The organism is Veillonella rodentium (assembly GCF_900187285.1).
In the GTDB taxonomy this organism is placed as follows: Bacteria; Bacillota; Negativicutes; order Veillonellales; family Veillonellaceae; genus Veillonella; species Veillonella rodentium.
The window spans coordinates 225,510-250,096 of record NZ_LT906470.1 but is presented as its reverse complement, the minus strand read 5'-3'; the positions used below and the strand labels follow the sequence as shown (position 1 = coordinate 250,096).

General features: G+C 38.9%; 22 protein-coding genes and 2 pseudogenes. 3 read left to right on the top strand and 21 right to left on the bottom strand.

The features are described 5' to 3' along the window. Positions 1–40: 40 nt before the first annotated feature. The 5 genes from CKV62_RS00945 to CKV62_RS00925 all read right to left on the bottom strand — a co-directional run bounded on the left by CKV62_RS00945 (position 41) and on the right by CKV62_RS00925 (position 5,229). Positions 41–658 carry a CPBP family intramembrane glutamic endopeptidase gene (locus CKV62_RS00945; RefSeq protein WP_095064936.1) on the bottom strand — a complete coding sequence of 206 codons (618 nt, stop codon included), beginning with the start codon at positions 656–658 and terminating at the stop codon, positions 41–43. 1,255 nt (positions 659–1,913) lie between these two features. Then, on the bottom strand, positions 1,914–2,108 hold the full coding sequence (locus tag CKV62_RS00940) for a helix-turn-helix transcriptional regulator (RefSeq protein WP_095064935.1): 195 nt from the start codon (positions 2,106–2,108) through the stop codon (positions 1,914–1,916). A gap of 590 nt (positions 2,109–2,698) precedes the next feature. After that, positions 2,699–3,352 (bottom strand): DUF805 domain-containing protein, encoded by a 654-nt coding sequence (locus CKV62_RS00935; protein WP_231968341.1) that lies wholly within the window; start codon positions 3,350–3,352, stop codon positions 2,699–2,701. 251 nt (positions 3,353–3,603) lie between these two features. Then, on the bottom strand, positions 3,604–4,173 hold the full coding sequence (locus CKV62_RS00930; protein WP_095064931.1) for a DUF805 domain-containing protein: 570 nt from the start codon (positions 4,171–4,173) through the stop codon (positions 3,604–3,606). 6 nt (positions 4,174–4,179) lie between these two features. Beyond that, positions 4,180–5,229, bottom strand: a complete 1,050-nt coding sequence (locus tag CKV62_RS00925) for a DUF805 domain-containing protein (RefSeq protein WP_095064929.1) — start codon at positions 5,227–5,229, stop codon at positions 4,180–4,182. 200 nt (positions 5,230–5,429) lie between these two features. Between CKV62_RS00925 and CKV62_RS00920 the strand changes: the two genes are divergently transcribed. Next, positions 5,430–5,747, top strand: coding sequence for a hypothetical protein (locus tag CKV62_RS00920; protein WP_095064927.1), 318 nt, complete (start codon positions 5,430–5,432; stop codon positions 5,745–5,747). A 121-nt stretch (positions 5,748–5,868) separates the two neighbouring features. After that, positions 5,869–6,132: a hypothetical protein gene (locus CKV62_RS00915; protein WP_095064925.1), complete on the top strand. Its 264-nt coding sequence runs from the start codon at positions 5,869–5,871 to the stop codon at positions 6,130–6,132. Between the two features lie 39 nt (positions 6,133–6,171). Here CKV62_RS00915 and trpA read toward each other — a convergent pair whose 3' ends face one another. From trpA to CKV62_RS00855, 12 genes and pseudogenes are all read right to left on the bottom strand, one after another. Continuing rightward, complete coding sequence (trpA, locus tag CKV62_RS00910) at positions 6,172–6,957, bottom strand: tryptophan synthase subunit alpha (protein ID WP_095064923.1); 786 nt, start codon at positions 6,955–6,957, stop codon at positions 6,172–6,174. Then, positions 6,950–8,146, bottom strand: coding sequence for a tryptophan synthase subunit beta (trpB, locus tag CKV62_RS00905; RefSeq protein ID WP_095064921.1), 1,197 nt, complete (start codon positions 8,144–8,146; stop codon positions 6,950–6,952). The genes trpA and trpB overlap by 8 nt, the downstream gene beginning before the upstream one ends. Positions 8,147–8,321: 175 nt before the next feature. Next, the gene (trpC, locus tag CKV62_RS00900; protein ID WP_095064919.1) at positions 8,322–9,788 is read right to left on the bottom strand and encodes an indole-3-glycerol phosphate synthase TrpC; all 1,467 of its coding nucleotides are present in this window, start codon (positions 9,786–9,788) and stop codon (positions 8,322–8,324) included. Positions 9,789–9,791: 3 nt separating this feature from the next. After that, positions 9,792–10,802, bottom strand: coding sequence for an anthranilate phosphoribosyltransferase (gene trpD / locus CKV62_RS00895; protein ID WP_095064917.1), 1,011 nt, complete (start codon positions 10,800–10,802; stop codon positions 9,792–9,794). A 559-nt stretch (positions 10,803–11,361) separates the two neighbouring features. Then, positions 11,362–11,928: an anthranilate synthase component II gene (locus CKV62_RS00890; protein ID WP_095064915.1), complete on the bottom strand. Its 567-nt coding sequence runs from the start codon at positions 11,926–11,928 to the stop codon at positions 11,362–11,364. Continuing rightward, positions 11,928–13,397, bottom strand: a complete 1,470-nt coding sequence (locus tag CKV62_RS00885) for an anthranilate synthase component I family protein (RefSeq protein WP_095064913.1) — start codon at positions 13,395–13,397, stop codon at positions 11,928–11,930. Before CKV62_RS00885 ends, CKV62_RS00890 begins: the two co-directional genes overlap by 1 nt. A gap of 427 nt (positions 13,398–13,824) precedes the next feature. Further along, the gene (locus tag CKV62_RS00880) at positions 13,825–14,754 is read right to left on the bottom strand and encodes a DUF805 domain-containing protein (RefSeq protein ID WP_095064911.1); all 930 of its coding nucleotides are present in this window, start codon (positions 14,752–14,754) and stop codon (positions 13,825–13,827) included. A 254-nt stretch (positions 14,755–15,008) separates the two neighbouring features. Next, positions 15,009–15,283: pseudogene (locus CKV62_RS09645) on the bottom strand (transposase); the annotation flags it as partial. Between the two features lie 385 nt (positions 15,284–15,668). Next, complete coding sequence (locus tag CKV62_RS00870) at positions 15,669–16,106, bottom strand: hypothetical protein (protein WP_157728907.1); 438 nt, start codon at positions 16,104–16,106, stop codon at positions 15,669–15,671. A 4-nt stretch (positions 16,107–16,110) separates the two neighbouring features. Continuing rightward, entirely contained in the window at positions 16,111–18,162 is a 2,052-nt protein-coding gene (locus tag CKV62_RS09500) for a hemagglutinin repeat-containing protein (RefSeq protein WP_095064906.1), read from the bottom strand. Between the two features lie 508 nt (positions 18,163–18,670). Next, entirely contained in the window at positions 18,671–19,024 is a 354-nt protein-coding gene (locus tag CKV62_RS00860) for a WapI family immunity protein (protein ID WP_095064904.1), read from the bottom strand. An 11-nt stretch (positions 19,025–19,035) separates the two neighbouring features. Further along, positions 19,036–19,398, bottom strand: coding sequence for a hypothetical protein (locus tag CKV62_RS00855; RefSeq protein WP_197696280.1), 363 nt, complete (start codon positions 19,396–19,398; stop codon positions 19,036–19,038). A gap of 884 nt (positions 19,399–20,282) precedes the next feature. On the opposite strand from CKV62_RS00855, the gene CKV62_RS09530 reads away from it, so the two are divergent. Then, positions 20,283–20,642 (top strand): helix-turn-helix domain-containing protein, encoded by a 360-nt coding sequence (locus tag CKV62_RS09530; RefSeq protein ID WP_331711901.1) that lies wholly within the window; start codon positions 20,283–20,285, stop codon positions 20,640–20,642. A gap of 436 nt (positions 20,643–21,078) precedes the next feature. Here CKV62_RS09530 and CKV62_RS00845 read toward each other — a convergent pair whose 3' ends face one another. From CKV62_RS00845 to CKV62_RS00830, 4 genes and pseudogenes are all read right to left on the bottom strand, one after another. Next, complete coding sequence (locus tag CKV62_RS00845; RefSeq protein ID WP_157728906.1) at positions 21,079–21,501, bottom strand: barstar family protein; 423 nt, start codon at positions 21,499–21,501, stop codon at positions 21,079–21,081. 9 nt (positions 21,502–21,510) lie between these two features. Next, positions 21,511–23,523, bottom strand: coding sequence for a hemagglutinin repeat-containing protein (locus CKV62_RS00840; protein WP_095064900.1), 2,013 nt, complete (start codon positions 23,521–23,523; stop codon positions 21,511–21,513). 75 nt (positions 23,524–23,598) lie between these two features. After that, positions 23,599–23,766: pseudogene (locus tag CKV62_RS00835) on the bottom strand (transposase); the annotation flags it as partial. A 345-nt stretch (positions 23,767–24,111) separates the two neighbouring features. After that, on the bottom strand, positions 24,112–24,576 hold the full coding sequence (locus CKV62_RS00830) for a hypothetical protein (RefSeq protein ID WP_095064898.1): 465 nt from the start codon (positions 24,574–24,576) through the stop codon (positions 24,112–24,114). Between the last annotated feature and the right edge of the window lie 11 nt (positions 24,577–24,587).

Genomic DNA, 24,587 nt, shown 5'->3' with positions numbered 1-24,587 from the left:
TCGGCCTCCTCGAATCATTAATAATGGTTACCATTTTACATCAAACAATCATTGCATTATATATTAAATGTAGTAAAACAGGATACGCTAGCTTTCCTGTTTTATAATAAATGAATCCGGCAATTAATCCGAAAGGAAATCTAAGCACAAGATTGTCTACAAAGCTATTACCCATATGTGTTATAAAAGCAAAAACCATTGCCGCTATTCCAATGACAATATAATCATTCCTGAATATTTGTCTTAATTGGGTAAAAAGAACGCCCTTACTCCAGAACTCCTCACAAAAAGCAATCGGTATGTTCTGCATAAGGGCAAAGACAATATCGCCTCCTAAAAATATTGTTTTTACTATTATAAGAGATACAATCAAAAGACCTATAATTATACCATCCATCGGTAAATCAATAACTAGCCCTAAATCAGATAAATTACATACCTCTTTATCATTTTGGCGTAAATAAATCACCGGGAAAATTACCATTCCAATAATCATACTTATCCAAACGGTAATCAAAGCGGAGAAGTGACCATATCGTAAATCGCCGATAAGAAGATCTATTATTAAACCTGCAACAAGTGTTAAAACAACTGGAAATACAGATAGAACAACAAAATTTATATATAACTTCTCCTTATCTTCCTTAATTTGATTCATTGATCTCAATCCTTTATAACAAACTATTTATTTTATTATTAACATCAACGTATCAACAAAACTAAACATAATCATTGAATAGAACTATTAAAATGAAGAGTCTTGAATGGTAGCTTTTATCTGACAATATACACACCTAAATCAAAATAATGTACTATAAATTATCTTATCAATATAAAGCTAATATAAAACTGATAAAGAATTAGAAGCCTTTCGCCCATTTTGGACCGTAACTGATGCTAACAAACCATACACCTGCAGAAACACAGTTACCGGATTTAGTAAGTTTTGAGAATAACATAGTAAACTCCTCCATTCACACAGTGTTTACTACCATCCAAGACCTTATACATATTCCTTGCGAACATAAACTCCACAAAGAGTATGTTCAAAAATATAAACTGAATAATATTATCAAATACCACACATATTCATCTTGAATAACTTATAATAATTTCATCAATTACTAAAAATTAACCGATATACTCTCAATTTTAAAATAAAGTGCCTCGGATGCCAGTACTCATTTAATCAGTCAATCTTAAAACAAATTACTATAAGTCTTAATTCATCAAATAGATTAAATAGGTTGACAATTAGAAGCCTTTTGCCCAACTTGGACCATAACTAACAGCAACAATGCCTATACCAACAGAAACACAGTTACCAGATTTAAAAAGTTTTGAGAATAACATAGTAAACCCTCCATTCACACAGTGTTCCGGCATCCGAGACCTTATATGCATATTCTTTATGAACTTAAAGTTCACAAAGAGTATGATCAAAATAATATGAGATAAATAATTTTACTACTCACTAATTTCTTATACCTATAGCAAACCATTATGTGCTAAGAGTCAAATCGATATCCTATAAAGCCATAATAAGATGCCTTGGATGTTGGCTCTCATTCAATCAGTAAACTCGTTAGAATAATAATTCACTAAGCCTTCTTCAACTAATCAAATAAGTTTAAAATTACATCCTTCTTAGCCAAGCCAACGTACGCCATAGCTAATAATAATAAGACCATACTTAGTAGAGAAACAGTTACCAGAGTTAGTAAGTTTTGCAAATAACATAATAAAACCTCCATTCACACAGTATTCCAACATCCAAGGCTTTATACATATTCCTTGCGAGCATAAAAATCTCACAAAGATATGTGCTGACATATTATGAAACAGCCCTTTGCCCGGTGGTCATGAGTAATGCAGGTTTATTATCTACCAGTTATTAAATTTAATCTCCGTTTTTAGTTCAATGTATGAAATACATCGTTTATGCTTCTACCGAGAACTACGGCTATATCATTAGCTAATTTTAAGCTAGGAATCGTTTTCCCATTTTCAATACTATTGATAGTCGCTCGAGTAACACCTACTTTTTCTGCTAATTCATGCTGAGATAAGCCCAACATAGTTCTATAAAGCTTTATTCTGTTTGCCATTTTCTCCCACTGCTCCCTTTTACTCATCCGTCGTTTTGAAATAAACCTATCTGCTATTTCAAAACAGACTTCAACACTCTTGCATTCAATACAACACGCCTTACATACAACACAACACGGCTTACATTCGATACAACACGTCTTACATTTACTACAATAAAATAAAAATTTGCATCCGGAAAAGTCTATTGCACGTTCAGTTAAATCAAATTTACTTTTAGTAAACTTTAATTTACTTTATGTAAAATTTACTTTACTTTTTGTTAAGTTGATTATACTGCTTTTGTTTTTATAATGCAAGCATTAATTTAAAATTTATTATTTTTTTAGTCAAATAAAAGAAAACATCTATCTAAACATCTATAGATACATGCTTCAATTATTAAATTGTACAACAAATTTACATTTTTCACCATCCTATTTCAACATAAAATTGCACCTTCAAAATTTAACTTACTTTTGAAGGTGCAATTTACAATTTAACTAAAATAGTGGATCTAAATACTGTCCAATTGCATATTGTATTTTAAGCAATTCAAGAATTTTTAATTTTAAAGCAAAATATAATGTTTCAAACGATTGATTAAAATCTAAGCCATAATTAACCGATCCACAAAGAACCACAGCACAACAATCGTACAGATGATTCCTACGATAAGGTTCATTGTCGGCGATGAGTCTATAAGCCCCATCTCATGCGCCATCCGCTTCGTCATCCGCATATAACCGGTCGGCATACCGAACCGATTCTCTGTACTTTCACCGGGCATGGCCATCAGGATAAAGAAAATCACCGTTCCTATTAACGGTATAATATTAATAAACACAAAAACGCCCGAACGTCCCTGATCATGAAGACGACGGACAGCAACGGCAACGCCGGGAATCGCTACGGCCACGGATATAAGCACTAACAGCACTAATCCTACCCCTACACCGACGATGCTGGACAATGGACTAATATAACTCAAAAAAGCACAGATAAAGAGAGTCGCCACAAAGAGCAGCTGATACATCAATAAAAAAAGCCAGTATTCACCACGACTTGCACGGCCTTCAAAATCGGCATACTTATAAATGAGACATCTCTTACAATTCTCGATCAATCCTAAATTATATTTATCTAACGAGGTTGATACATTATGAATACGACCGCAGTATGAACAGTATGAGCCGCTATTCAACCCCTCGTGTCCACAATATGGACACATCCTCATGGATAACTCCTTTCTTCGACAATTCATATATTTGTATATGAACAGACTATACCTATAGATATATACGCACATGATAGTAAGGGAATCATATTTGATTTCCATACAAGATGTTTTTAATTTCATCTTATATTCATCTTACTACAAAGTCTTATATTGTCTATAAAGGAGTTGTTAAACTTTCATAAATTAATATAAACTCACCGATTATATTGAGCACCTATTATCTGATTACTAAACACCAAGAACAAATATGTATTAAAAGCAGTCATTCATGGTATCTAAAAGTAACCGTTAAAATTAACAAATGCCCAAAGCAGATTGATGACGACCGAGGTCATAGAAATTACCTCAAACAGGAATGCCACTGTTCCCATGAGCCAGTCCTGGCGTCGTGTAGGCGTTGCTTCCACACCGATTGTTTGACTCAATTCAGGCGTCACCGTAATATAACCGGTTCGTTCACCATAGACATTGACGCCTTTATCACCGGGGCGCAATTCATAGGTGAGCAGCATAAATACCCCGATAATCGGAATAAATCCCAATAACTGTGTCCATCCGCTTCGCCCGATATCATGCATACGACGCGTCGTGATGGCCAGATTAGGCAATATACAAAACAGACTCACGATCATGCTGACATATTGAAAGCTGTCAAAAGCCTGATAAAAACCCATTTCATGACAGAGAAAAAGAAATACCTCCACGATACCTTGCATAATCATGATACACGCTATGAAACGCCAATATTCACTACGACTTGCACGGCCTTTAAAATTTACAAAATTCCTGACCCCCAAGAGGAACGCATCGGTATAATTTAAATCATATATATTTACTGATCGCATATTCACCTACTCCTTTTCAGCGGGCTTTACAGAATAAATCACCCACGCGGTTCCCGTATAATACATATTAACAGCCATGCTCCGTCTATTGCCTTTGAAAGTGACAACATAACTCATATATTCCTTAATCGGTTCATCGTCCTCACTGCGATAGACAAAGTCCAGTGAAATATTTTCAACCGCATAATTCTGCTTGTTCACCTTGTTTTTCCATGTCTCAAAATCACCGTATCGCTCCATTTCACGAGGTGCTAATTGACGATATGCCGTCCTGTAATCTCCTTTCGCAAGAGCATCAAAATACAGTTCGATCACCTTGCGTCCGTCCGCCGTAGCTTGCGGATTTCTCAATTCTATAGCCGCTTTTGTGGTAAAAGAACTCGGTTGCAATGCGGCATAGGCGGATAACTCCCTCTCATAGGCACGGTCAACGAGAGACATACCTAAATAATTGCAAATAGAACCGACCGCCAATAACGCAATCGTTATAATGATCGGCACATTATGAGCAGCCACACTTTCAGCGCCAGAAACACTTGCCGAAACAGAATGATGTTCAGAGGCGACTTCGGAAACGAAATCACCTCCAGAAATATAGCCGGGATCCGAATCAGGAGCAAATTCAGTATTAGAAGCAGATTCCGCATTAGAAACGGTGCCAACATTCGAATCCGTTTCGGTATTGAGGGCATACGGCTGGCTTTTCTTACAAAAGAAAAAGATTAACAGTAGCCAGCCCAGTATGGGCACCAGTATCAAAACAAGTAATTCACGGGAGTTATTGGAGTCCCGTAATCGCCGTGCCATCAGCATGATCATAGGTAGGCACAAGAGTAATGTTAAACAGACTAATAAACCTTTTTCAAATCCGACGACATATATAAAATGATTTGGCGTAAAGACGGCCACCAGTCCCATAAGTAAAGTAATACATCCATATAAAAAGACTATAGAGGCCTTAGTTAGCCAAAAATCCCGCCGATTTGTACGTCCTTTGCCGTTCGCATAATTCAGTACCAACTCATTGTAGAGGATACTATATATGTTCTCTTTCATAATGCTCCTTATATCAATCGCGATACAATATATCCGTATATCAACAAACTCATTTATAAATTAATTTATAACTATTATACTATGTTCTAAGGAAGTGACAAATACTCATCATTTCTTCATTAAACCTGCATATACTATTAAAAAGTTTTTCAAAACTAAAAATTACACAATTAATTTTGTATTTGTATAGGAGAAACATTATGAAAGCTAAATTGATCAAAGCAATCGCCATGTCAGGATTAGCCGCATTTTTAGTTGCCGGCATCGGATCGAATGCAGCACAGGCAAAAGAATATCGCTATAAAATCGGCGAGCCATATGAATCCCATACATATAAAGACGGTTCCTACGATAAAAATCATAATCATCGCAGCACATGGCAACCCCTTCATCAAAAGAAAGAACGAAAAGCTAAAAAGAATAAGAAGCGGAGACATTCCTACTGGGGCCAGTTCGATAACAAGAGCGAAGCGGAACGCAGCCATGCTCATATGAGAGCGGAATCTACAAACGGCTGATATTTTTCATATTACTTTCACTACCTTGCATTACATTATAGTCAGTACATGATGTAAATTCCGGATAACACTATGTACTGACTATTAACATTAGAATTTGTAAAATGCAAGGAGACATATTATGAAAGTAAACTTCAAAAAAGCTCTCTTATTAACAACTATGAGTATGTTTTTAACAGCAGGATTGGCAAGTGCGGCTGATAAACAACCGTTCGATAATCCGCCGCCTCCACAAGAGGTTCAGCAACATCATAAAGAATTAAAGGATCAACCACCTGCTCCAAAACCACCTAAAGAAAAGAAACACAAAAAAGTAAAAAAGGCGCCTTCCCACCATCATCAAAATGCACCGAAACAACCGCAACAGCCTGATATGCCAAGATAAGGTCTACATAAAAAAATCCCTCGATACCGAGGGATTTTTTTATTGCTCACTTACAGCGGCTTTCATTTTTTTGACATACTCAAACAAAGCCTCATCGGCCGATTCTCCGTAGTCCTTAATAATCTTAACGATGGCGGAGCCCACGATAGCACCGTCCGAAACGGATGCCATAGCCGCCGCCTGCTCCGGCGTGGAAATACCGAATCCGACGGCAATCGGAATATCCGTATACTTGCGAATCGACTCGACGATGGATTTAATATCCGTCTTGATTTCGCTGCGCATACCGGTAACGCCGAGAGACGATACACAGTAAACGAAACCTTCCGCATCTTTCGCGATCATTTCAATGCGATTTTCGGATGTCGGCGCGATGAGCGATACCACTTCAACACCATATTTATGTGCAATACCTGCCAGCTCACCTTTTTCTTCGTACGGCATATCCGGCACGATGATGCCTGCAATACCCGTTTCTTCGCAGAGTTTAAAAAATGCTTCACGGCCGAATACATAAATCGGGTTCAAATAAGTCATGAACACGAGAGGCGCCGTCACCGCATCATCTCCGGAGCGCAAACGACGCACCATATCGAAGATATCGTTGATTTTTACGCCTGTCGACAATGCACGGGTGCTCGCCTCCTGAATAACGGGCCCTTCCGCCGTAGGGTCCGAGAAGGGAATACCGATTTCCACCATATCCGCACCGGCCGCAACCATAATGCGAATATAGCGCTCCGTCGTCTCAATGCCGTGATCCCCGGCGCTGATGAACGGGATGAATGCCTTGCCCTTTTTGAAAGCGTCTTTAATCTTACTCATGAATATCCACCCCTCTGTATTTCGCCATAGCCGCCACATCTTTATCACCGCGACCGGATAAACAAATAATAATGATATCGTCCTTACTCATGGTAGGGGCGATTTTGCGTGCATGCGCCACCGCATGCGCACTCTCGATAGCAGGAATAATGCCTTCTAACCGGGATAAGTATTCAAAAGCATCCACCGCTTCATCGTCCGTTACAGGCACGTATTCGGCACGACCGCTATCGTGCAGGAATGCGTGTTCCGGTCCGATGCCCGGATAATCAAGACCGGCCGAGATAGAATATACCGGCGCGATTTGTCCGTCTTCATTCTGACAGAAATAGGATTTCATACCGTGAAAGATACCTACACTGCCCTTCGACATTGTCGCTGCATGTTCTTCCGTATCGATACCGCGTCCGGCAGCCTCGCAGCCGATGAGACGCACGCTTTCATCAGGAATAAAATTATAGAACATGCCCATCGCATTGGAGCCGCCCCCAACACAGGCCATAACAGCGGTCGGCAGTTTACCCTCCGCCGCCAGAATCTGCTCACGCGCTTCACGGCTGATGATGGATTGAAAATCACGTACGATTAGCGGAAATGGATGCGCCCCCATAACGGAACCCAACACATAATGCGTGTCCGCCATGCGGTTCGTCCACTCGCGCATCGCCTCCGACACGGCATCTTTCAATGTACCCGTACCGCTCGTTACGGAATGAACCTTGGCCCCCAACAGTTCCATCCGGTACACGTTGAGCGCCTGGCGTTCACAGTCCTCTGCACCCATGAACACTTCACAGTCCATACCCATCAAAGCCGCTACGGTAGCCGTCGCCACACCGTGTTGGCCGGCACCCGTTTCGGCGATAACGCGGGTCTTACCCATCCGTTTCGCGAGCAGCATCTGACCGAGTACATTATTCAACTTATGAGAACCGGTGTGATTCAAGTCTTCCCGTTTAAGGTAGATCTTGGCACCACCCAAATCCTTTGTCATACGCTTCGCATAATACAAAAGGGACGGACGGCCGGTATAGTTGCGATGTAAATCCTCCAGCTCACGTACAAACTCGGGATCGTCTTTATATTTGTTGTACGCCTCTTCCAATTCGATGACTGCATTCATCAATGTTTCCGGCATAAATTGACCTCCGAAAGAGCCAAAATAGCCATGTCTTGCTTGCTTACTCATATAACTTACCTTTCTTGAGACTCATTTATATAATGATTCAAATTCCAACATAAGATTTCCCGATAACAGGTTCCTCCCATAATAGAATTATCTGATACTATCATTTACTCTACTCTGTGATGAATCGCATCATAAACCATCTATACTATAGGATACATCTATGTGAACTCCGTGATTAATAGGCGATGCGTCTTACCATCTTTGTGAAAGTTTTGATTTTTTCCTCATCTTTTACGCCCTCTGTTTCTATGCCGCTGCTGATGTCGATACCATAAGGCCGCACCGTGCGAATGGCGCGGGCCACATTGGTGCTGTCGATACCGCCGGCCAGCATGAACGGTCGTTCAAATCCATCTAAGCAGGACCAGTCGAACACTTCACCCGTACCGCCCCGCTCAATCCCGTGATATGCATCAAACAGGAGCATATCCGCTCCGCTGTCAAGCCACGCCTGTGCATCCTCGGCACTGCGAATCTGAACAGCTTTCCACACCTCCAGATCTGTTTGTTCCTTCAATGCTTTGATGAAAGATTCATCCTCATCACCATGTAATTGAATAACATCAAGGCCGACCTCGCCGGAGATGCTCACCAGGTTCTCAATGGATTCATTAACAAATACGCCTACCGTTTTAATACCGAAGTCGTTATTCTCAGCGCTCGCAATACCATCCTGTGTAATAGCTAGAGAATAACTATACTGCTTATGAAGCCCGTCCACAAGTTGCTTCGCCTGATCAACGGTTACCCGGCGCCTGCTCGGTGCGAACACGAGACCCATGTAATCCGGCTTTGCCTCTACTATGGCGGGAATCGTTTTCACATCATAAATACCGCACATCTTGACTTTCGGCGTATAGTATGTCGGTCCGTAAAGATACGCCAGCTTTTCAACCTTGTCAGGAGCACGCATGAATGTTTCCCCCATCAACGCAACTCCGATGTTATTGTCCCGCAGCACCTGAATGTCCTGCGGCGTTTCAAGACCGCTTTCAGATACGAAAATTACATCGTCCTGCACCAGATTCCGTAAGCGCACGCTGTTCTGAACGTCCACCGTGAAGTCCTTCAGATTCCGATTATTGACGCCGATGATACGCGCCCCGCACTCAATGGCCATCTGCACCTCATGTTCATCATGAGCCTCCACCAGAGAGGACAGCCCCAATGAATCCGCCAGTTCGCGGAACTTCATCAATGTAGGCACATCGAGGCAGGCACAAATCAGAAGGATTGCCGATGCGCCCCAGACCTTAGCCTGGTAAATCTGATATTCATCGATGATGAAGTCCTTCCGAAGCACCGGAATCTTAACAGTATTCGCAATTTCCTGCAAGTATCGTTTATCGCCCTTGAAAAAATCCGGCTCCGACAGCACGGAAATAGCCGCCGCGCCGGCCAATTCGTATTCCTTGGCGATATCCAGGTACGGAAAGTGCTCAGCGATGATTCCCTTTGATGGCGACGCCTTTTTAACCTCACAGATAAAGTTAAAATCCTGCTGGCGCAAGGCCGCCTCGAACGGAAATCCCGTATCAGCAGGCAACGCTGATGCGGCCGCTTTCACGGACTCCGGGGATTTCTCCTGTTTTTCTCGAGCCACCCGAATCCCGGTGGCCTCTACAATTCTATCTAAAATCAACGGTTATACCTCTTGCGTTACTTTCACAAATCGTTCCATCGTCGCCAGCGCCTTGCCGGAGTCGATCATCGATTTCGCCTCGTTGATTCCGTCCGCCAATGTAAGACCGTCCTTGGCCAGATAAATCGCCATACCCGCATTGAGGAGAACCGCGGTGCGCTTACCGCCTTGCTCACCGCCGAGGACGCGACGTGTAATCTCCGCATTCACTGTTGCATCGCCGCCTTCAAGCTCGATTTTGTCGGCATAGTCAAATCCGTAATCCTTAGGATCCAGTTCGTAACCAGTGAAAGCGCCGTTATTAATTTCACATACGTACGTCTTATTCGTAGCCGTAATCTCATCGAGACCATCAAAACCGTGCACTACGGCGCCGCGCTTTACACCGAGATTGGACAATACACGCGCCAACGGCTCTACCAACGCTTTATCGTAAACGCCCATCAATTCAACGGTAGCCCCTGCCGGATTCGCAAGAGGTCCGAGGATGTTGAACACGGTGCGAACGCCCAAGGCTTTACGCACGGGGCCGGCATATTTCATGGCCTGATGATATACGGGGGCAAACATGAAGCACATATTCGCCTTATCCAACACCTGCTCATTTTGCGCGCCATCGAGTTCCAATTTAGCCCCCAACGCTTCGATGAGGTCCGCAGCACCGCATTTACTGGATACACTTCGGTTACCATGCTTTGCGACAGGTATGCCGGCAGCGGCAATGATAAACCCGGAAGTAGTGGAAATGTTGAACGTATTCGCTTCATCACCGCCGGTGCCTACAATTTCCACAACCGTGCCGTTATGAGGTACGGAGCCCGCCTTCTCGCGCATAACCTCTGCAAAAGCGGTCACCTCGTCTACCGTAGAGCCTTTGGCCGCAAGAGCACATAAGAAACCGGCTATCGGAATCTCCGATACATCGCCGCTCATAATTTTGTTCATCGTATCCTTTGCAAGGTCATAGGATAAATCCTGACCATGCGTTACAGCATATAATGCATCTTTTATCATTTTTATATCTCCTTTTGGGAATATTTCTAGCAAATTGATACCTATACGAACACGATCCGGTGACGATTGGCATATGGCCTCAGCCTCCAGAGGCCACCCACCCCTATTCGGGGCCGCCAAGTCGGCTTCGGCCATATACCAATCGTCCCTATATGCATATAAACAATCATATCAATTTGCTAGAAGTATCCCTCATATTAACATTTAACCACTGAACCTGCGCATTGTATGCCGTAACGCACAGATTCATGCCCCAAAACATGCGCTTCACCTGGAAAGACGCTACACGCCCCCTCCCGAGATAAGGGGATCTGATTCGCAATACCTTAGGCTTGTAGTAACCGTCTTAGAACGGCATAAAGGAGCGCTCACAAACGACTTAGCGCGCGAAGCGGGTGGCTTTGAAAATCAAAATTTCTTATTCTATGCAAGCAATAAGGTCTTGAGGAACGACTTGGCGGCCCCGAAAGGGGTGGTTGGCCTTCGGAGTTCCGAAAGACCTTATTGTTGCTACAAGAAATTATTTCAAAATAGCCCCTAGCGCCGATTTATAACCGTTTTACTTGCCTAAGAAATTGCGAATCATTTGTTCCCCGTTCGGCGTCATGATCGACTCCGGATGAAACTGCACGCCGTAAATCGGATAGTCCTTATGTTCCACGCTCATCACTTCGCCATCCGCTGTAACGGATGTAATGATGAGATCGCTCGGAATTGTTTCATCAATAATCGCCAGGGAGTGGTATCTTGCCACTTCAAATTCTTCGGGCACATCTTTGAGGATTTTTGACAGACGCACCTGTTTCGCCACGCTTTGTTTACCGTGCATCACCTGCTTTGCATAGGACACGGTGCCGCCGAATACTTCGCCGATGGCCTGATGTCCGAGACACACGCCGAGAATCGGAAATTCTCCTTTGCATTCGCGCAGCAGGTCTTCATATACGCCTGCGTCGACAGGCCTGCCCGGTCCCGGTGAAAGTATCACATGGTCCGGTTTCAACGCTCTTATTTCATCAACCGTCAGTTCATCACTGCGAATCACCTTGATATCCGGATCAACGGATCCCACCAGTTGATACAAATTAAAGGAAAAGCTGTCGTAATTATCGATGAGGAGTACCATTATTCCACCTCCTGTGCCTTTGTAATAGCGCTCACCATGGACTGCGCCTTATAAATCGTTTCATTATATTCACTTTCAGGAACGGAGTCGCGTACAATACCGGCACCGGCCCGAACATATACCTTGCCGGCCTTATTCATCGCCATGCGAATGCCGATACATACGTCCATGTTACCGGAAAAGTCGATATAGCCTACGGCACCGCCGTATACACCGCGCGGACTCTTTTCAAGCTCATGCAGAACTTCGATCGCCCGAATCTTCGGCGCTCCGGATAAAGTCCCTGCCGGCAATGTAGCGCCGATGGCGTCCAATGCATCCTTACCGTCCTGAATTTCACCGCTTACGGTGGAGGTGATATGGATGACGTGAGAGAAGCGCTGCAGCATATGTAAAGCCTCTACTTTCACGGAACCGAATTTGGAGATTTTACCCAAATCATTACGACCTAAGTCGACGAGCATATTATGTTCCGCCAGCTCTTTCTCGTCATTGATGAGTTTTTCCTCGATAGCAAGATCCTCCGCTTCACTTTTACCGCGAGGCATCGTTCCCGCAATCGGGAATGTGTTAAGCGTGCCATCCGTCAGTTTCACTAATGTTTCGGGCGATGCGCCGGTCATTTCCACATCACCGCCGGACAGGTAAAACATATACGGCGAAGGATTCAGCATACGCAACACGCGATACGCATTCAAAAGACTGCCTTCAAACTTCGCTTCGCGCCGATTCGACACAACGGCCTGAAAGATATCCCCTTCCTTGATGTAATGCTGTGTCTTTGTAACGACCGCTTCAAACTCTTCCTTTGTAAACTCTGATGTAAAATCGGACTGCAGCAGGCCCTTCGGCACATCCGCCTCCTTACCATGAAGCACGAGGTCTGCCAATGCATTCAGCTCAAGTTCGGCCTTGTTATAGTTCCGTTCCAGATCCTCGGTGCCGATATTGGCGATTAAATAGATTTTATTTTTGTAATGATCGAAGGCGATAACCTTATCAAATAGCATCAGATCCACATCGTTGACCATCGCCGGATCATCATCCGGGACCGGCACATCAAGGGTCGGCTCGATGTAACGAATATATTCACATGCGAAATACCCTACGAATCCACCTGTGAAAGTCGGCAATTCTTCGAGTCGCGGGCTCTTGTATTGATGCAAGATGCGACGAATTTCAGCGGCAGGATCCGAACAGGCAAAGGTACGAATCGTCCCGTCTTTAATCGTCATTTGATGGTTTTTACAAAACAACTCAATCTTAGGATCGTAGCCCAAGAAGGAGTAACGGCCCCAATGATTGCTGTTATCCGCACTTTCAAGCAGATATGTATGACTGCTCACCTGTTTTAACGCTTTCAGCACGCTAATCGGTGTACGTACATCGGATAAAAGCTCCACGTACACCGGCACGATATCGTACCCCGGTGCGACGGCTTTTACACGATCAAGAGTAGGAAACATCATAAGAACCTCCATTCGGCATTTGCCAACAAAAAAACTCGCCCATGACAATTGACGTCAAGGACGAGTCTATAGTTCTATCGTTACAATGTAATTGTAGTGCTCTATAAATCGCGGTACCACCTTGTTTGAATGCATTGCATTCCCCTTTCGCAGGATACTAACATATCCCTCACGATTAACGCTCGTGTGACGTTGGAGAATACTGAGATCGGGTATCTCGCTCGGCCATAACAACCGGTCATCCCAATCTGTTCACTCCACCCTCGGTGGTCCATTTAATAAGCTGCGTACTACGGGTTCTCAGCCAGTCCCGCTCTCTGTGAGTGCATTTCCTATTTTTATCTCCACCTCATCGGTTTCTAACAGGCGAGTATAAAATTATAATTTGATTATACGGTTTCTATAGAATGAAAGTCAAGGATAAATCTCAACTTTCAATATACCAAGATTTTTTAAACAACAATTGATAACTGACAAAAATATTGATATATGGAATAAAAAGGCCAATAATCCATAACCCGCTTAATAGAGAATCATGAAGTCTACGTATACCTAGTGTAATCATAGCTATGGCTGGCCATATTAGGATAGACATAAAGCTCCAACGTGGTATATAAAGAGGGATATCCAGCTGAACAATTAACGATACTACTGCTATAATCATATACATAATAATATCCATGAAAGCGCGAGATCCTACAAGGCCAACCCAAAAGGCTGATACGGAAGTCCTTCCCTTAATATCAAAAATCCTAGCAAATAGAACATCCCATATACAACTGCACACATAGTCAAATTTGCCAGCATCCTTATCTTCACTAATGGTAGAACTTCGAACGTAAGCAATAATGTAGTTATTATATCTATCTCGACCTTCATCTAAACCATACTCATTAGAATCTGGCACGCTGAGAGGCAAGGCAAAGCAAGCTAAAATGAAATACTGCCAAAAGAACCCATCCCAATAAAAGCTTGCATTTACAATAGTCTCGGATATAGACGCCCAACTAAAACTCATCCCCCAATACACCCATAAGCTTATGTACACTATGGGGACCAAGATCATATACCACAAGGATGAACCACAATCATTTAGTCTACGTTTAAGTATAAAAATAGTTGCAACTATATGTATAATCTGTAGACTTCCAAAATAAATATAAGACAAATATTGACTACCTTGAAGCGGAGTCCCTTGAATAAGCCCTATCAATACAACAAATATAAGATAAACTAAAAATTTACTAATCACTAATCCAAACACAGCCCACAAATATGCTAGTCTGCCTATGCGTTGATTCACTCGTAATATCTCTATATTTTGTTTAAATAGTGAAAATTCATTATCTAACCACATTATTATAATTCTCGCTACGCTCTCATAACAATTTTCTAATCCTTTTTATTCTAATATAGATTATGTGGTGAATTGTAAAATATGAGATTAGAAAATTAATTTAATTTTGTCGCATTACTTATTACAATTCGAGAAGAAATATAAAGAGATTTATTTAGTATTATTATCCAAAAAATTATTAAAACTCGACTTAACATTAAAGTAAATATAGTATTGGATATAACAAAAGAAAAATTGTTATCAAAATAAAAACCTTAAATTTCAATATGAAATTGAACAGTACTTAGATTTACTGCTTTACTTACTTCTTCTAAAAAGACCTCTTGTGGTGTTTTGTAATGTAATATCTTGCGTGGCGAATTATTACACCAGTGAAGGGCTCGTTGGAGTGTATCATCTGAGACATTTTCTATTCGATTCCCTTTTGGAATAAAGCGGCGAAACAGACCTTCCGTTCATCAGAACCGCTTTCCCAAGCCGAATAGGGATGCGCAAAATAGATAGATAGTATTTCATCTTCAAGTTCAGATGTCATCGATCTTCATTGTATTAAATGAACCCAGACGTCGCTGTTCATATGTTAATTGTCCGGAATCTGCTACATATACAATACAGGCTTTGCCTTGTCGAATTTGAACAACAGAACCGCATTTTATCTCTGAATAAATGGTAGTTTTGAGTGCCCTAATACGGTAGCAATAGAAGTAATAGAATCACCAGCAGCAATTCAAGCCACATAAAAGCGTTCTTCAAAGTTTAAGTGTTTGTTTGTAATATCGTGTTATGATTAGTGTAGTCCATAGTGATTACCTCGTTAGATTATGTTTCGTCACTTAAATCATAACATAGGTTCACTATGGACTTTTTATGTGTTCAATTTCATTCTACAATTAAGCACAATTATATTTTATCAACTATTGATCTTTTTCTTTATAATGTATTAACGATTCAATATTTCTTTCTAAATCACTCTTCTTTATAATTTTAAAATCTAAACATTCAATAACTATATCCATCATAGTACACATAATTTCAAATCGTTTACCATGAGCATAAGCATAACCACATTTCACTATATTATTGGATACACCAGTTCTTGATTGTATAGTCACATTATCAACAGATATATTCTGTAGAAATAATCCTGTATTACCATTTTTAAACTGCTGTATATTTTCAAAATTCATTAAATCATTATCTATCTTTATAAATGAGCAATGATAAAATTCAATTATAAATGTTTCAGCAGCCAATTTAGTTGTACTACCCAAATCCATAATATTTATATCTAAAACACGTTGATCTGGATAACGTAGTTTTAAAAGTTCTTTCTCTATTAGTTCTTTTTCCATACTATTATTTCCTTTCATTTTTGTACTCTGTATTACTTATCGAGTTTTCACCTTGTTTTATTTTTATATGCGAATCAGGACTATCACTTGGGGTAATTTTATAACGTTCATTTAATGCATTTCCATTCTTATCATAAAAATGTATATGTTCATATTGAGTAATATTATCAGGTGGGTCCACTCTATATCTCATTACTTTATTACTGTCTTTTACATGTATAAATCCTGGTTTATCAGTTTTAATAGATCTAGAATCAAAAAAGTTCCAATTATTTGGCTTATACGTATTAAATATTTTACTCAGATCTCCGTATGATTTTTCAGAAATAGGATAAAGTAAGCCTTTACTTTTAAATGGATCATAATCAAAATCAACTTGACTAATAATATTATTTTTTCTATATACGGGTTCTACGGTTTGTGTTATAGGGCTCATGTTACTAGGGAATCCAGTTTTAATGCGTCCCATATCACCATTAGCAAACATCATGCCTGGTGTATTAACAACATCATCCATAACCATATTCATTTCAGCTATCCGTAATATATTTTGAATTTCAGGGGTCCCATCATCATAAATCATATAGTTACCAGACATAAAATATTTTCTTGTCGGATCTGATACTACAGGAATACCAGCTAAAACATTTCTATTTCCTTGATATTCGCCTGTAAATACTGGTTCTGAACTATTACTATAAACCCTATAAATTTTACCTGTAGATTTTTCTGGCCACTCATCTATGACTCTTGGGATTTCTTCAATTACAGTAGGATTATTTACACTAGGATTATCCCATGAAGAAGTATCCTTTATAGCCCAATCTGCAGTTCCAACATGAACTTTTCCCATAGGTTCATCAATATTAGTCCAACTCAGATCCGAATTAATTAAGACTTCCTGTCCTTCTAATTGATGTCCTTTTTCAGGATTTTGTACAACAACGCCAGAAATAAAATCAGTACTTAATACAGATGGATCCACCAGTTCATCACCAGTTCTACTTCTCTTATACACGCCACCATCTAAAGCAATAATATAATAATAAGAAGATTTAAGCTCAGATAGCTCATCAGGCTGTTTCATCCTACCATATGCATTATCTCTAGTCCCATACTGCGCTTCAGCCGCTCCGGTAATAACAGGTTTTCCTAATCCGGCATTTACTACTGCTCCTACCCCGGCACTGAGCCATTGTGCCACAGCAGGATTTGTCTTAGCCACTTTTTGAATTTCACCAATTAGTGCCTCATTGGTAACTCCCGCATAGAAACCGCTACCTGGTTTATTCCCGGCAACTCGAGCGGATACTTCCGCCACTACACCATGAGCAATCGCTTTAGCCACTTTCTCTTCTTTAGTTTTCGGTTCCCAATAATGCAATTGTTCAAATGCATCTTTAGCAAAGAGCCGAGCTAATTCCTGTCGTTCCTCTACTTTCTTCTTATCAAAGATTTTGTCCAATTTATTTAGACTATTAGCGGTATCTCTAGAAATCGAACGTATATCTACAGATTCATCATGTACAGTTATTGTACCATCAGCAATAGCAGATTTGGTAGTGCTATGTGCGGAATCCTTAGATTCAGGTAATAATTTCGGTAAAAGTCCTAGCGAATTATATACCGCATCTTGTCCCGCTTGACTTAGCGACTTAAAGTTTCCTATATGATTATAACTCACACCTGTATTCTTCGAGGAGTACTCAGCCGTATTTTCAATATCTTTCATCGCTAAGCGACCGGTAGATACTGTATTCTTTTCTGCAGCAGCTTTACTGTCAATAATGGCCCCTTCTAATGTGGTAGTACCTTTTGTAGTAATTGTATAACCATCCTTACCGGCAAAGATACCGGCTTGCTCCGTTACACCGGCATAGTTGCTACGCATATCTCCTTTAGAATGCTCACCGAAAATATTACCTAATTGAGTTCCATTTGTAGAAACACTAAATCCTGTATTTTTCTGTTTCCCCACATAGGTCTCTTTATCCTGTAAACTTTGAATATATAAATTACCACCTACGTTGGCAATAACTTTAAAGACAACAAACAAAAAACCCGCCCATGACAATTGACGTCAAGGACGAGTCTATAGTTCTATCGTTACAATGTAATTGTAGTGCTCTATAAATCGCGGTACCACCTTGTTTGAATGCATTGCATTCCCCTTTCGCAGGATACTAACATATCCCTCACGATTAACGCTCGTATAACGTTGGAGAATACTGAGATCGGGAATCTACGCACGGCCATGACAACCGGTCAGCCCAATCTGTTCACTCCACCCTCGGTGGTCCATTTAATAAGCTGCGTACTACGGGTTCTCAGCTAGTCCCGCTCTCTATAAGTGCATTTCCTATTTTTATCTCCACCTCATCGGTTTCTTTCAAGCGAGTATAAAATTATAATTAGATTATACGATTCCTATAAAATGAAAATCAAGGAATTTTAATCACTTGCAAATTATTCTGGCATGGAGATACCTAAAATCAGAAGATTTAATAATCCAAAAATTACTAATTCTATTACAAAGATTATAATTATTATAAAGTCAACAGCTTTTATCTACTTAACTGTTTTAACTGTTGAAGAATTATGCCAAGCATTGTTTGATCTGTATGCATTAATAACCTTACAAAATTTTCATTCCACGACCCCCCTAATTGTGCAGAAATTTCTAAATGCCCATATTTCTTAAATCGAGCTTTTACATAGTCATCAGAATCTTCATAATTAATTAAAAATTCTCCCTCCAATTCCATATACATCTTTTCAATATCACAAATCAATTTCTCATAATCACTAAACATTATGCCAAAATTAGTCTTACCAGAAAAATCACCTGCCCGCATATAAATAGAAAACTCATACCACCTATCAAATTTTTCTATCAATTCAATTTTTATATCATTCATAATTTTATTCCTTATTTAAATTTAAAATCATCAAATTGTTGTGTATTTTTATTATAAACATAATGTATCTCAATACCATTAACATTTTTAGCCATCTTCACCCAACCTAATTGACCTGGCCACCTTTTATCAGTCATTGGAAATGGTAATTGCTTAGCTCCACTTAACGGGTCTCTAAGCACACTCTCCATAGCTAACTTTTGCTTCAAATTACGTGGCTCAGTTTTCGCCATCCCCATATTAGACCGCCCAAGACCTGCTTCAACACTTTTTCTCAGCTGATATAATTCCGCATTAAATATATTCGCTTGAGTATAAATTCGTGGTATATCCTGCTTTATCGAACGCATACTAACCATATTACCACGGCCCATAGAATTTCCACCAGCATACAACATCCCATTCTCTGAAGCATAATCAAGAGAAGCATTAAATTCAATCCAACTTGTAAGTTTTATAAGATCTGGATCTTCATCAGGAAATATTGGAAATCCACCACTACTAAACGTTCTTGTTTCTTCATCAAACTCTATAGCTTGCCCAGCTTTTGCATTATAATTTCCCTTATACTCACCAGTTAAAACTTTACTACCATCAGTAACAATACAAAGAGATGAATGCCAACGTAATCTGAAATTAACTATATAAAGAATTTAGTATTCTATAAATAGACAAAGCAATTGTAAGAATAAATATCCATATTGGAATATTATTGAGATATATCCATACAAGAATACTAAAAGAAACCCAAATAGAAATATCGAAAGAAATTCAGCCGAGTAAAGCCCTTTTCTGTTGGTATACCAACTAGTTTATTATAGAATCCTAAAATAAAAAAACAAATATACTTGTAAGTATTAATTTATATTTATACTCCTCCTATAAATACGAATAATAATACGTCTTCCTCGAATTAAATGTAATAATAATATACTACCTATAACTAATATAGGAATGATAAACCTATAATCCAGTTTCAATGCTGTCGCTTCAATAGCATTACCCACAATAGTAATCGATAAAATCGATTGTACCAATAATTCTAAACCTTATTAAATTTAATAGTTTGACTATTGTACGCTTCATTTATTAATGCTTATATCCTTATAAAACTCTTTATTTTTCAAATTTTTTTGCTTAACTGTAGAATAAAATTGAATAACTAAAAAATCCATGGTAAACCTTGTGTTATGATTTAAGTGACCAAACATAATCTAACCGAGGTAATCACTATGGACTATATTAATTATAATACGACATTACGTACAAACACTTAAGCCTTGAAGAACGCTTTGATGTAGAAAAGAGAATCGCCACTGGCGATTCTCTTACAGCTATTGCAACCATATTAGTACGCTCTAGAACTACTATTTATACAGAGCTAAAACATGAATCTGTTGTTCAAACTCGACAAGATAAAGCTCGTCTTGTATATTTAGCAGGCTCCGGACAATTAACGTATGAACAGCAACGCCTTGGCTCATTTAATACGATGAAGTTAAGCTCCATAGAGTCCTTCATATTTTGGGTTAAAGAGAAAGTATTTAAGAACATTGGTCTTTTGATGCTGCTATCGGATATGCTAAATGTAAATATATATTTGCACATAATGAAATAGTTTGTACCAAAACTTTATATAATTATCTTCATCAAGGACTACTTGGGATAAAAGCTATTGATCTACCTTTAGTATTTGTGGATATATCTGACCTTGAAAACGATATACTATCTATTTTGCAAGATCCAATATGCTTGAGAACGAGGCTTTAACAAAAAACATAACGGTTTATTCCAAAAGAAAAACGAATAGAAAGTATCTCAGAACATACACCCCGACGAACTCTTCATTGGCGTAATAACTTACCACATAAGATATTACATTACAAAACACCACAAGAAGTTTTTTAGAAAAAGTTAATAAAATAGTAACTCTAAATACTGTTCAATTTCCTATTGCAATTTAAGCTAAAATATATTTCTAGAATACTTCCGAAAAAGAATTTTACCAATAAAAATGAAAATATATGTTTAAGATTCAAAACAAGAAATACACTTCATTCAGTAGCATATACATAAAAAAGCTTTGAAATTCCATTTACTACAACATTAATTACCTCCTCTTCCCAAAAAGGTAAAATATAGTTCGAAAAACTATCTATAAAATCAACTTTTAAAGATGGATTATCTAAAAACATATCATTAAAGTGTTTAACAATTAGAATATACCCATCATAAGTATTTAACCATGATAAATCACGTAAATAATCCTCAAACTGTGACCATAAAACAACTTTACTAGGAAAAAAAAAGGCTTGAGCTAAAGACTGAAATAAATCTTCTTTGCTATTTATTTTAGATCCATCAATAATAGCTTTGAATAAATGTCTCTTTTCTAATATCCCTACTTCACTTTTACAACCAACTTCACTTAAAATAATAAATTTATTATGTACCATTCTATTTTCTCCAAATTTCATACATTTACACTACTCAATTTTTATAAAACTTTTATAATGATTATCCGTATAATAAACACTTCCATCACTGCCTCTAACAAATCGTTCACTATCCCGTATAGGTCCAGTATAATTATTTACATCATACTCTTTATATGTTATCGCATTACCATTAGTATCTTTATTAGGTAATTGATTATCCCTATTTGCATATCGTCTCCCCGCTGCAGTTCCAGGAGTTTGCCCACTATAATTACCTTGCCAATTAATATTCTTATAATTGGAATAAGATCTACTTACATGTGTTGGTAAACTGTTAAATGATTTAGATGGAATATTTACTATACTTCTTAATTGATATTTTGCTACATTATTTAAATTACTAGTAAACTTACCAATATTAATAGATGCAGATCCACCTCGGCCTCCCCCAGCAAGGTCATTCATATTAGCCAAAACAATTTCAGTTTCTGCTTTATCAATAGCAGCTTTAGTTTCATTTACATCAGGCACATAATACCCGTTTGAAATATAATAAAACGAACCTCCATTATTATAAGTCACTCGTTCAAGAGGATATCCTTGTTGCAAGAACTCAATACCTCTATATCTATCGGTAGGTTCAATATCTCCATTATCATACTCATTATAATAACGACCTGAACTTTTCTCAAACCATGTTGCTTTTAAATTCCGTGTAGGCTTAATATTTAACCAATCCAAGTTAGTCGAACTTTTATCTTCTTGATTCGATAAATACCCACTATTTTTGTCCCAAACAGATTTAACCAAACCGAGAGATTCCTCCACATTTGAATAGCTTCTGTCCGAATTTATGATTACTTCTTGCCCTCGGGATTGTGATCCAGGTTTAGAAAATTGAATTACAGCATATTCTCCTGGTAACACCCCATAAGGCAAGTACATATCTCCCCATCGACTTCTTAAAAAGGCCTGATTTTCTTCTGTTCCATTTAACTCTGGTGGTACTATTATATTAATAAATTCGCCACCTTTTAAATCATCACTCTCCTTAATCGTTCCAGTTGCATTCCACTTCGTTCCATACTGTGCCTCAGCAGCCCCGGTAATAACAGGTTTTCCTAATCCCGCATTTACTACTGCCCCTACGCCGGCACTGAGCCATTGCGCCACAGCAGGATTAGTCTTGGCAACCTTTTGAATGTCACCAATTAACGCCTCATTGGTAACTCCAGCATAGAAACCGCTGCCCGGCTTATTACCGGCAACTCGAGCGGATACTTCCGCCACTACACCATGAGCAATCGCTTTAGCCACTTTCTCTTCTTTAGTTTTCGGTTCCCAATAATGCAATTGTTCAAATGCATCTTTAGCAAAGAGCCGAGCTAATTCCTGTCGTTCCTCTACTTTTTTCTTATCAAAGATCTTGTCCAATTTATTAAGACTATTAGCGGTATCTCTAGAAATCGAACGTATATCTACAGATTCATCATGTACAGTTATTGTACCATCAGCAATAGCAGATTTGGTAGTGCTATGTGCGGAATCCTTAGATTCAGGTAGTAATTTTGGTAAAAGTCCTAGCGAATTATATACCGCATCTTGTCCCGCTTGACTTAGCGACTTAAAGTTTCCTATATGGTTATAACTCACACCTGTATTCTTCGAAGAGTACTCAGCCATATTTTCAATATCTTTCATCGCTAAGCGACCGGTAGATACTGTATTCTTTCCTGCAGCAGCTTTACTATCTATAACAGCCCCTTCTAATGTAGTAGTGCCTTTTGTAGTAATTGTATAACCATCCTTACCGGCAAAAATACCGGCTTGCTCCGTTACACTGGCATAGTTACTGCGCATATCTCCTTTAGAGTGCTCGCCGGAGATACTACCTAATTGAGTCCCATTTGTAGAAACACTAAATCCTGTATTTTTCTGTTTCCCCACATAGGTCTCTTTATCCTGTAAACTTTGAATATATAAATTACCGCCTACATTAGCAACAACTCTATCACCTTTGACTGTAGAGCCTATTACATTCGTATCTTTACCGGAAGTCATATTTTAAATGTCATTACTGTTTCCAGTTTATAATGCTTTCTGTGAAAGTATTTTTCCCCATTGACTCGTAACCTTCCCCTCTATGATCTTGACGCCCTTATAGTCACATAAATGTCTTAGTATTTCACGTAAACTATTTCTATATTGATTATATATAACTTTCCGTCTACACTTATGTGTAAATACTATGTGGTATTTACAGAACCATTCTGTGTGCGCAAGACTTTGTGTCTTTGTTGCCATATAAAATCACCTTTCTTTTGCATATAATGCCGCTTGAACACCTTCATTATACATAAAGCAAGGTGATTTTTTGTATAACTTTCGTTGCCACACCCGCATAGCGGGTGGTTTTATGATTCACGACTACGTCGCGAACCAATCTAAAGACAATAACGGAAAAGCCCCGATACAAAACGTATTGGGGCTTTCTATCTTAAATCTTATATTAGCTTATTAACTTTTAATAAAATTAGAGGCACCATACTAGGGATGAAAGTCAAGAAATTTTAATTTCTGCTTGTTGTTCTGATATAACAAAATTTTTAACGTACAATTCTATATATTGGCAATACTTCATCAAAACACTTATGATTTCTTCGCCTTATCTTCGCCTTGCTCAATAAGCTCTTTGACGATGGAGTAGTCATCACTCTCTAATTCTTCTAAACGATCTAAAATAATAAAATCCTCCCCATAAATGTTAGATAATTCGCCTAATGAGTTAGCATATTTATTAGTTCTTCCATATTTGCGCACAGACTCATAATATTCATCATTTGGAATCTTTATAATTTTAGGATTTATGACATTCATCGTAATAATAGTTATCCCAGATTCTCCATAAGTGTACAATTTATTATCTACCTTTCTATAGCTATAAATAAGTCGCTCAAATCCATTATCACGCCATGTATCTTCAAATGAATAGTTAGCATGCAATTTATATCTTCCAAAAGCATAGTATTTATTATAATCATAGTTAATGAAGATTAATAAAGACTGTGAGACTATTATACCTAACAGAAAAAGTATAGCAATATATTTATACATTATATTTACTC

Coding starts and splice junctions, on each gene's coding strand:
- CKV62_RS00945 (WP_095064936.1), bottom strand. CDS start 658: ATGAATCAAATTAAGGAAGATAAGGAGAAGTTATATATAAATTTTGTT.
- CKV62_RS00940 (WP_095064935.1), bottom strand. CDS start 2,108: ATGGCAAACAGAATAAAGCTTTATAGAACTATGTTGGGCTTATCTCAG.
- CKV62_RS00935 (WP_231968341.1), bottom strand. CDS start 3,352: ATGAATTGTCGAAGAAAGGAGTTATCCATGAGGATGTGTCCATATTGT.
- CKV62_RS00930 (WP_095064931.1), bottom strand. CDS start 4,173: ATGCGATCAGTAAATATATATGATTTAAATTATACCGATGCGTTCCTC.
- CKV62_RS00925 (WP_095064929.1), bottom strand. CDS start 5,229: ATGAAAGAGAACATATATAGTATCCTCTACAATGAGTTGGTACTGAAT.
- CKV62_RS00920 (WP_095064927.1), top strand. CDS start 5,430: ATGAAAGCTAAATTGATCAAAGCAATCGCCATGTCAGGATTAGCCGCA.
- CKV62_RS00915 (WP_095064925.1), top strand. CDS start 5,869: ATGAAAGTAAACTTCAAAAAAGCTCTCTTATTAACAACTATGAGTATG.
- trpA (WP_095064923.1), bottom strand. CDS start 6,957: ATGAGTAAGATTAAAGACGCTTTCAAAAAGGGCAAGGCATTCATCCCG.
- trpB (WP_095064921.1), bottom strand. CDS start 8,146: ATGAGTAAGCAAGCAAGACATGGCTATTTTGGCTCTTTCGGAGGTCAA.
- trpD (WP_095064917.1), bottom strand. CDS start 10,802: ATGATAAAAGATGCATTATATGCTGTAACGCATGGTCAGGATTTATCC.
- CKV62_RS00890 (WP_095064915.1), bottom strand. CDS start 11,928: ATGGTACTCCTCATCGATAATTACGACAGCTTTTCCTTTAATTTGTAT.
- CKV62_RS00885 (WP_095064913.1), bottom strand. CDS start 13,397: ATGATGTTTCCTACTCTTGATCGTGTAAAAGCCGTCGCACCGGGGTAC.
- CKV62_RS00880 (WP_095064911.1), bottom strand. CDS start 14,754: ATGTGGTTAGATAATGAATTTTCACTATTTAAACAAAATATAGAGATA.
- CKV62_RS00870 (WP_157728907.1), bottom strand. CDS start 16,106: ATGGAAAAAGAACTAATAGAGAAAGAACTTTTAAAACTACGTTATCCA.
- CKV62_RS00860 (WP_095064904.1), bottom strand. CDS start 19,024: ATGAATGATATAAAAATTGAATTGATAGAAAAATTTGATAGGTGGTAT.
- CKV62_RS00855 (WP_197696280.1), bottom strand. CDS start 19,398: ATGGGCCGTGGTAATATGGTTAGTATGCGTTCGATAAAGCAGGATATA.
- CKV62_RS00845 (WP_157728906.1), bottom strand. CDS start 21,501: ATGAAATTTGGAGAAAATAGAATGGTACATAATAAATTTATTATTTTA.
- CKV62_RS00840 (WP_095064900.1), bottom strand. CDS start 23,523: ATGACTTCCGGTAAAGATACGAATGTAATAGGCTCTACAGTCAAAGGT.
- CKV62_RS00830 (WP_095064898.1), bottom strand. CDS start 24,576: ATGTATAAATATATTGCTATACTTTTTCTGTTAGGTATAATAGTCTCA.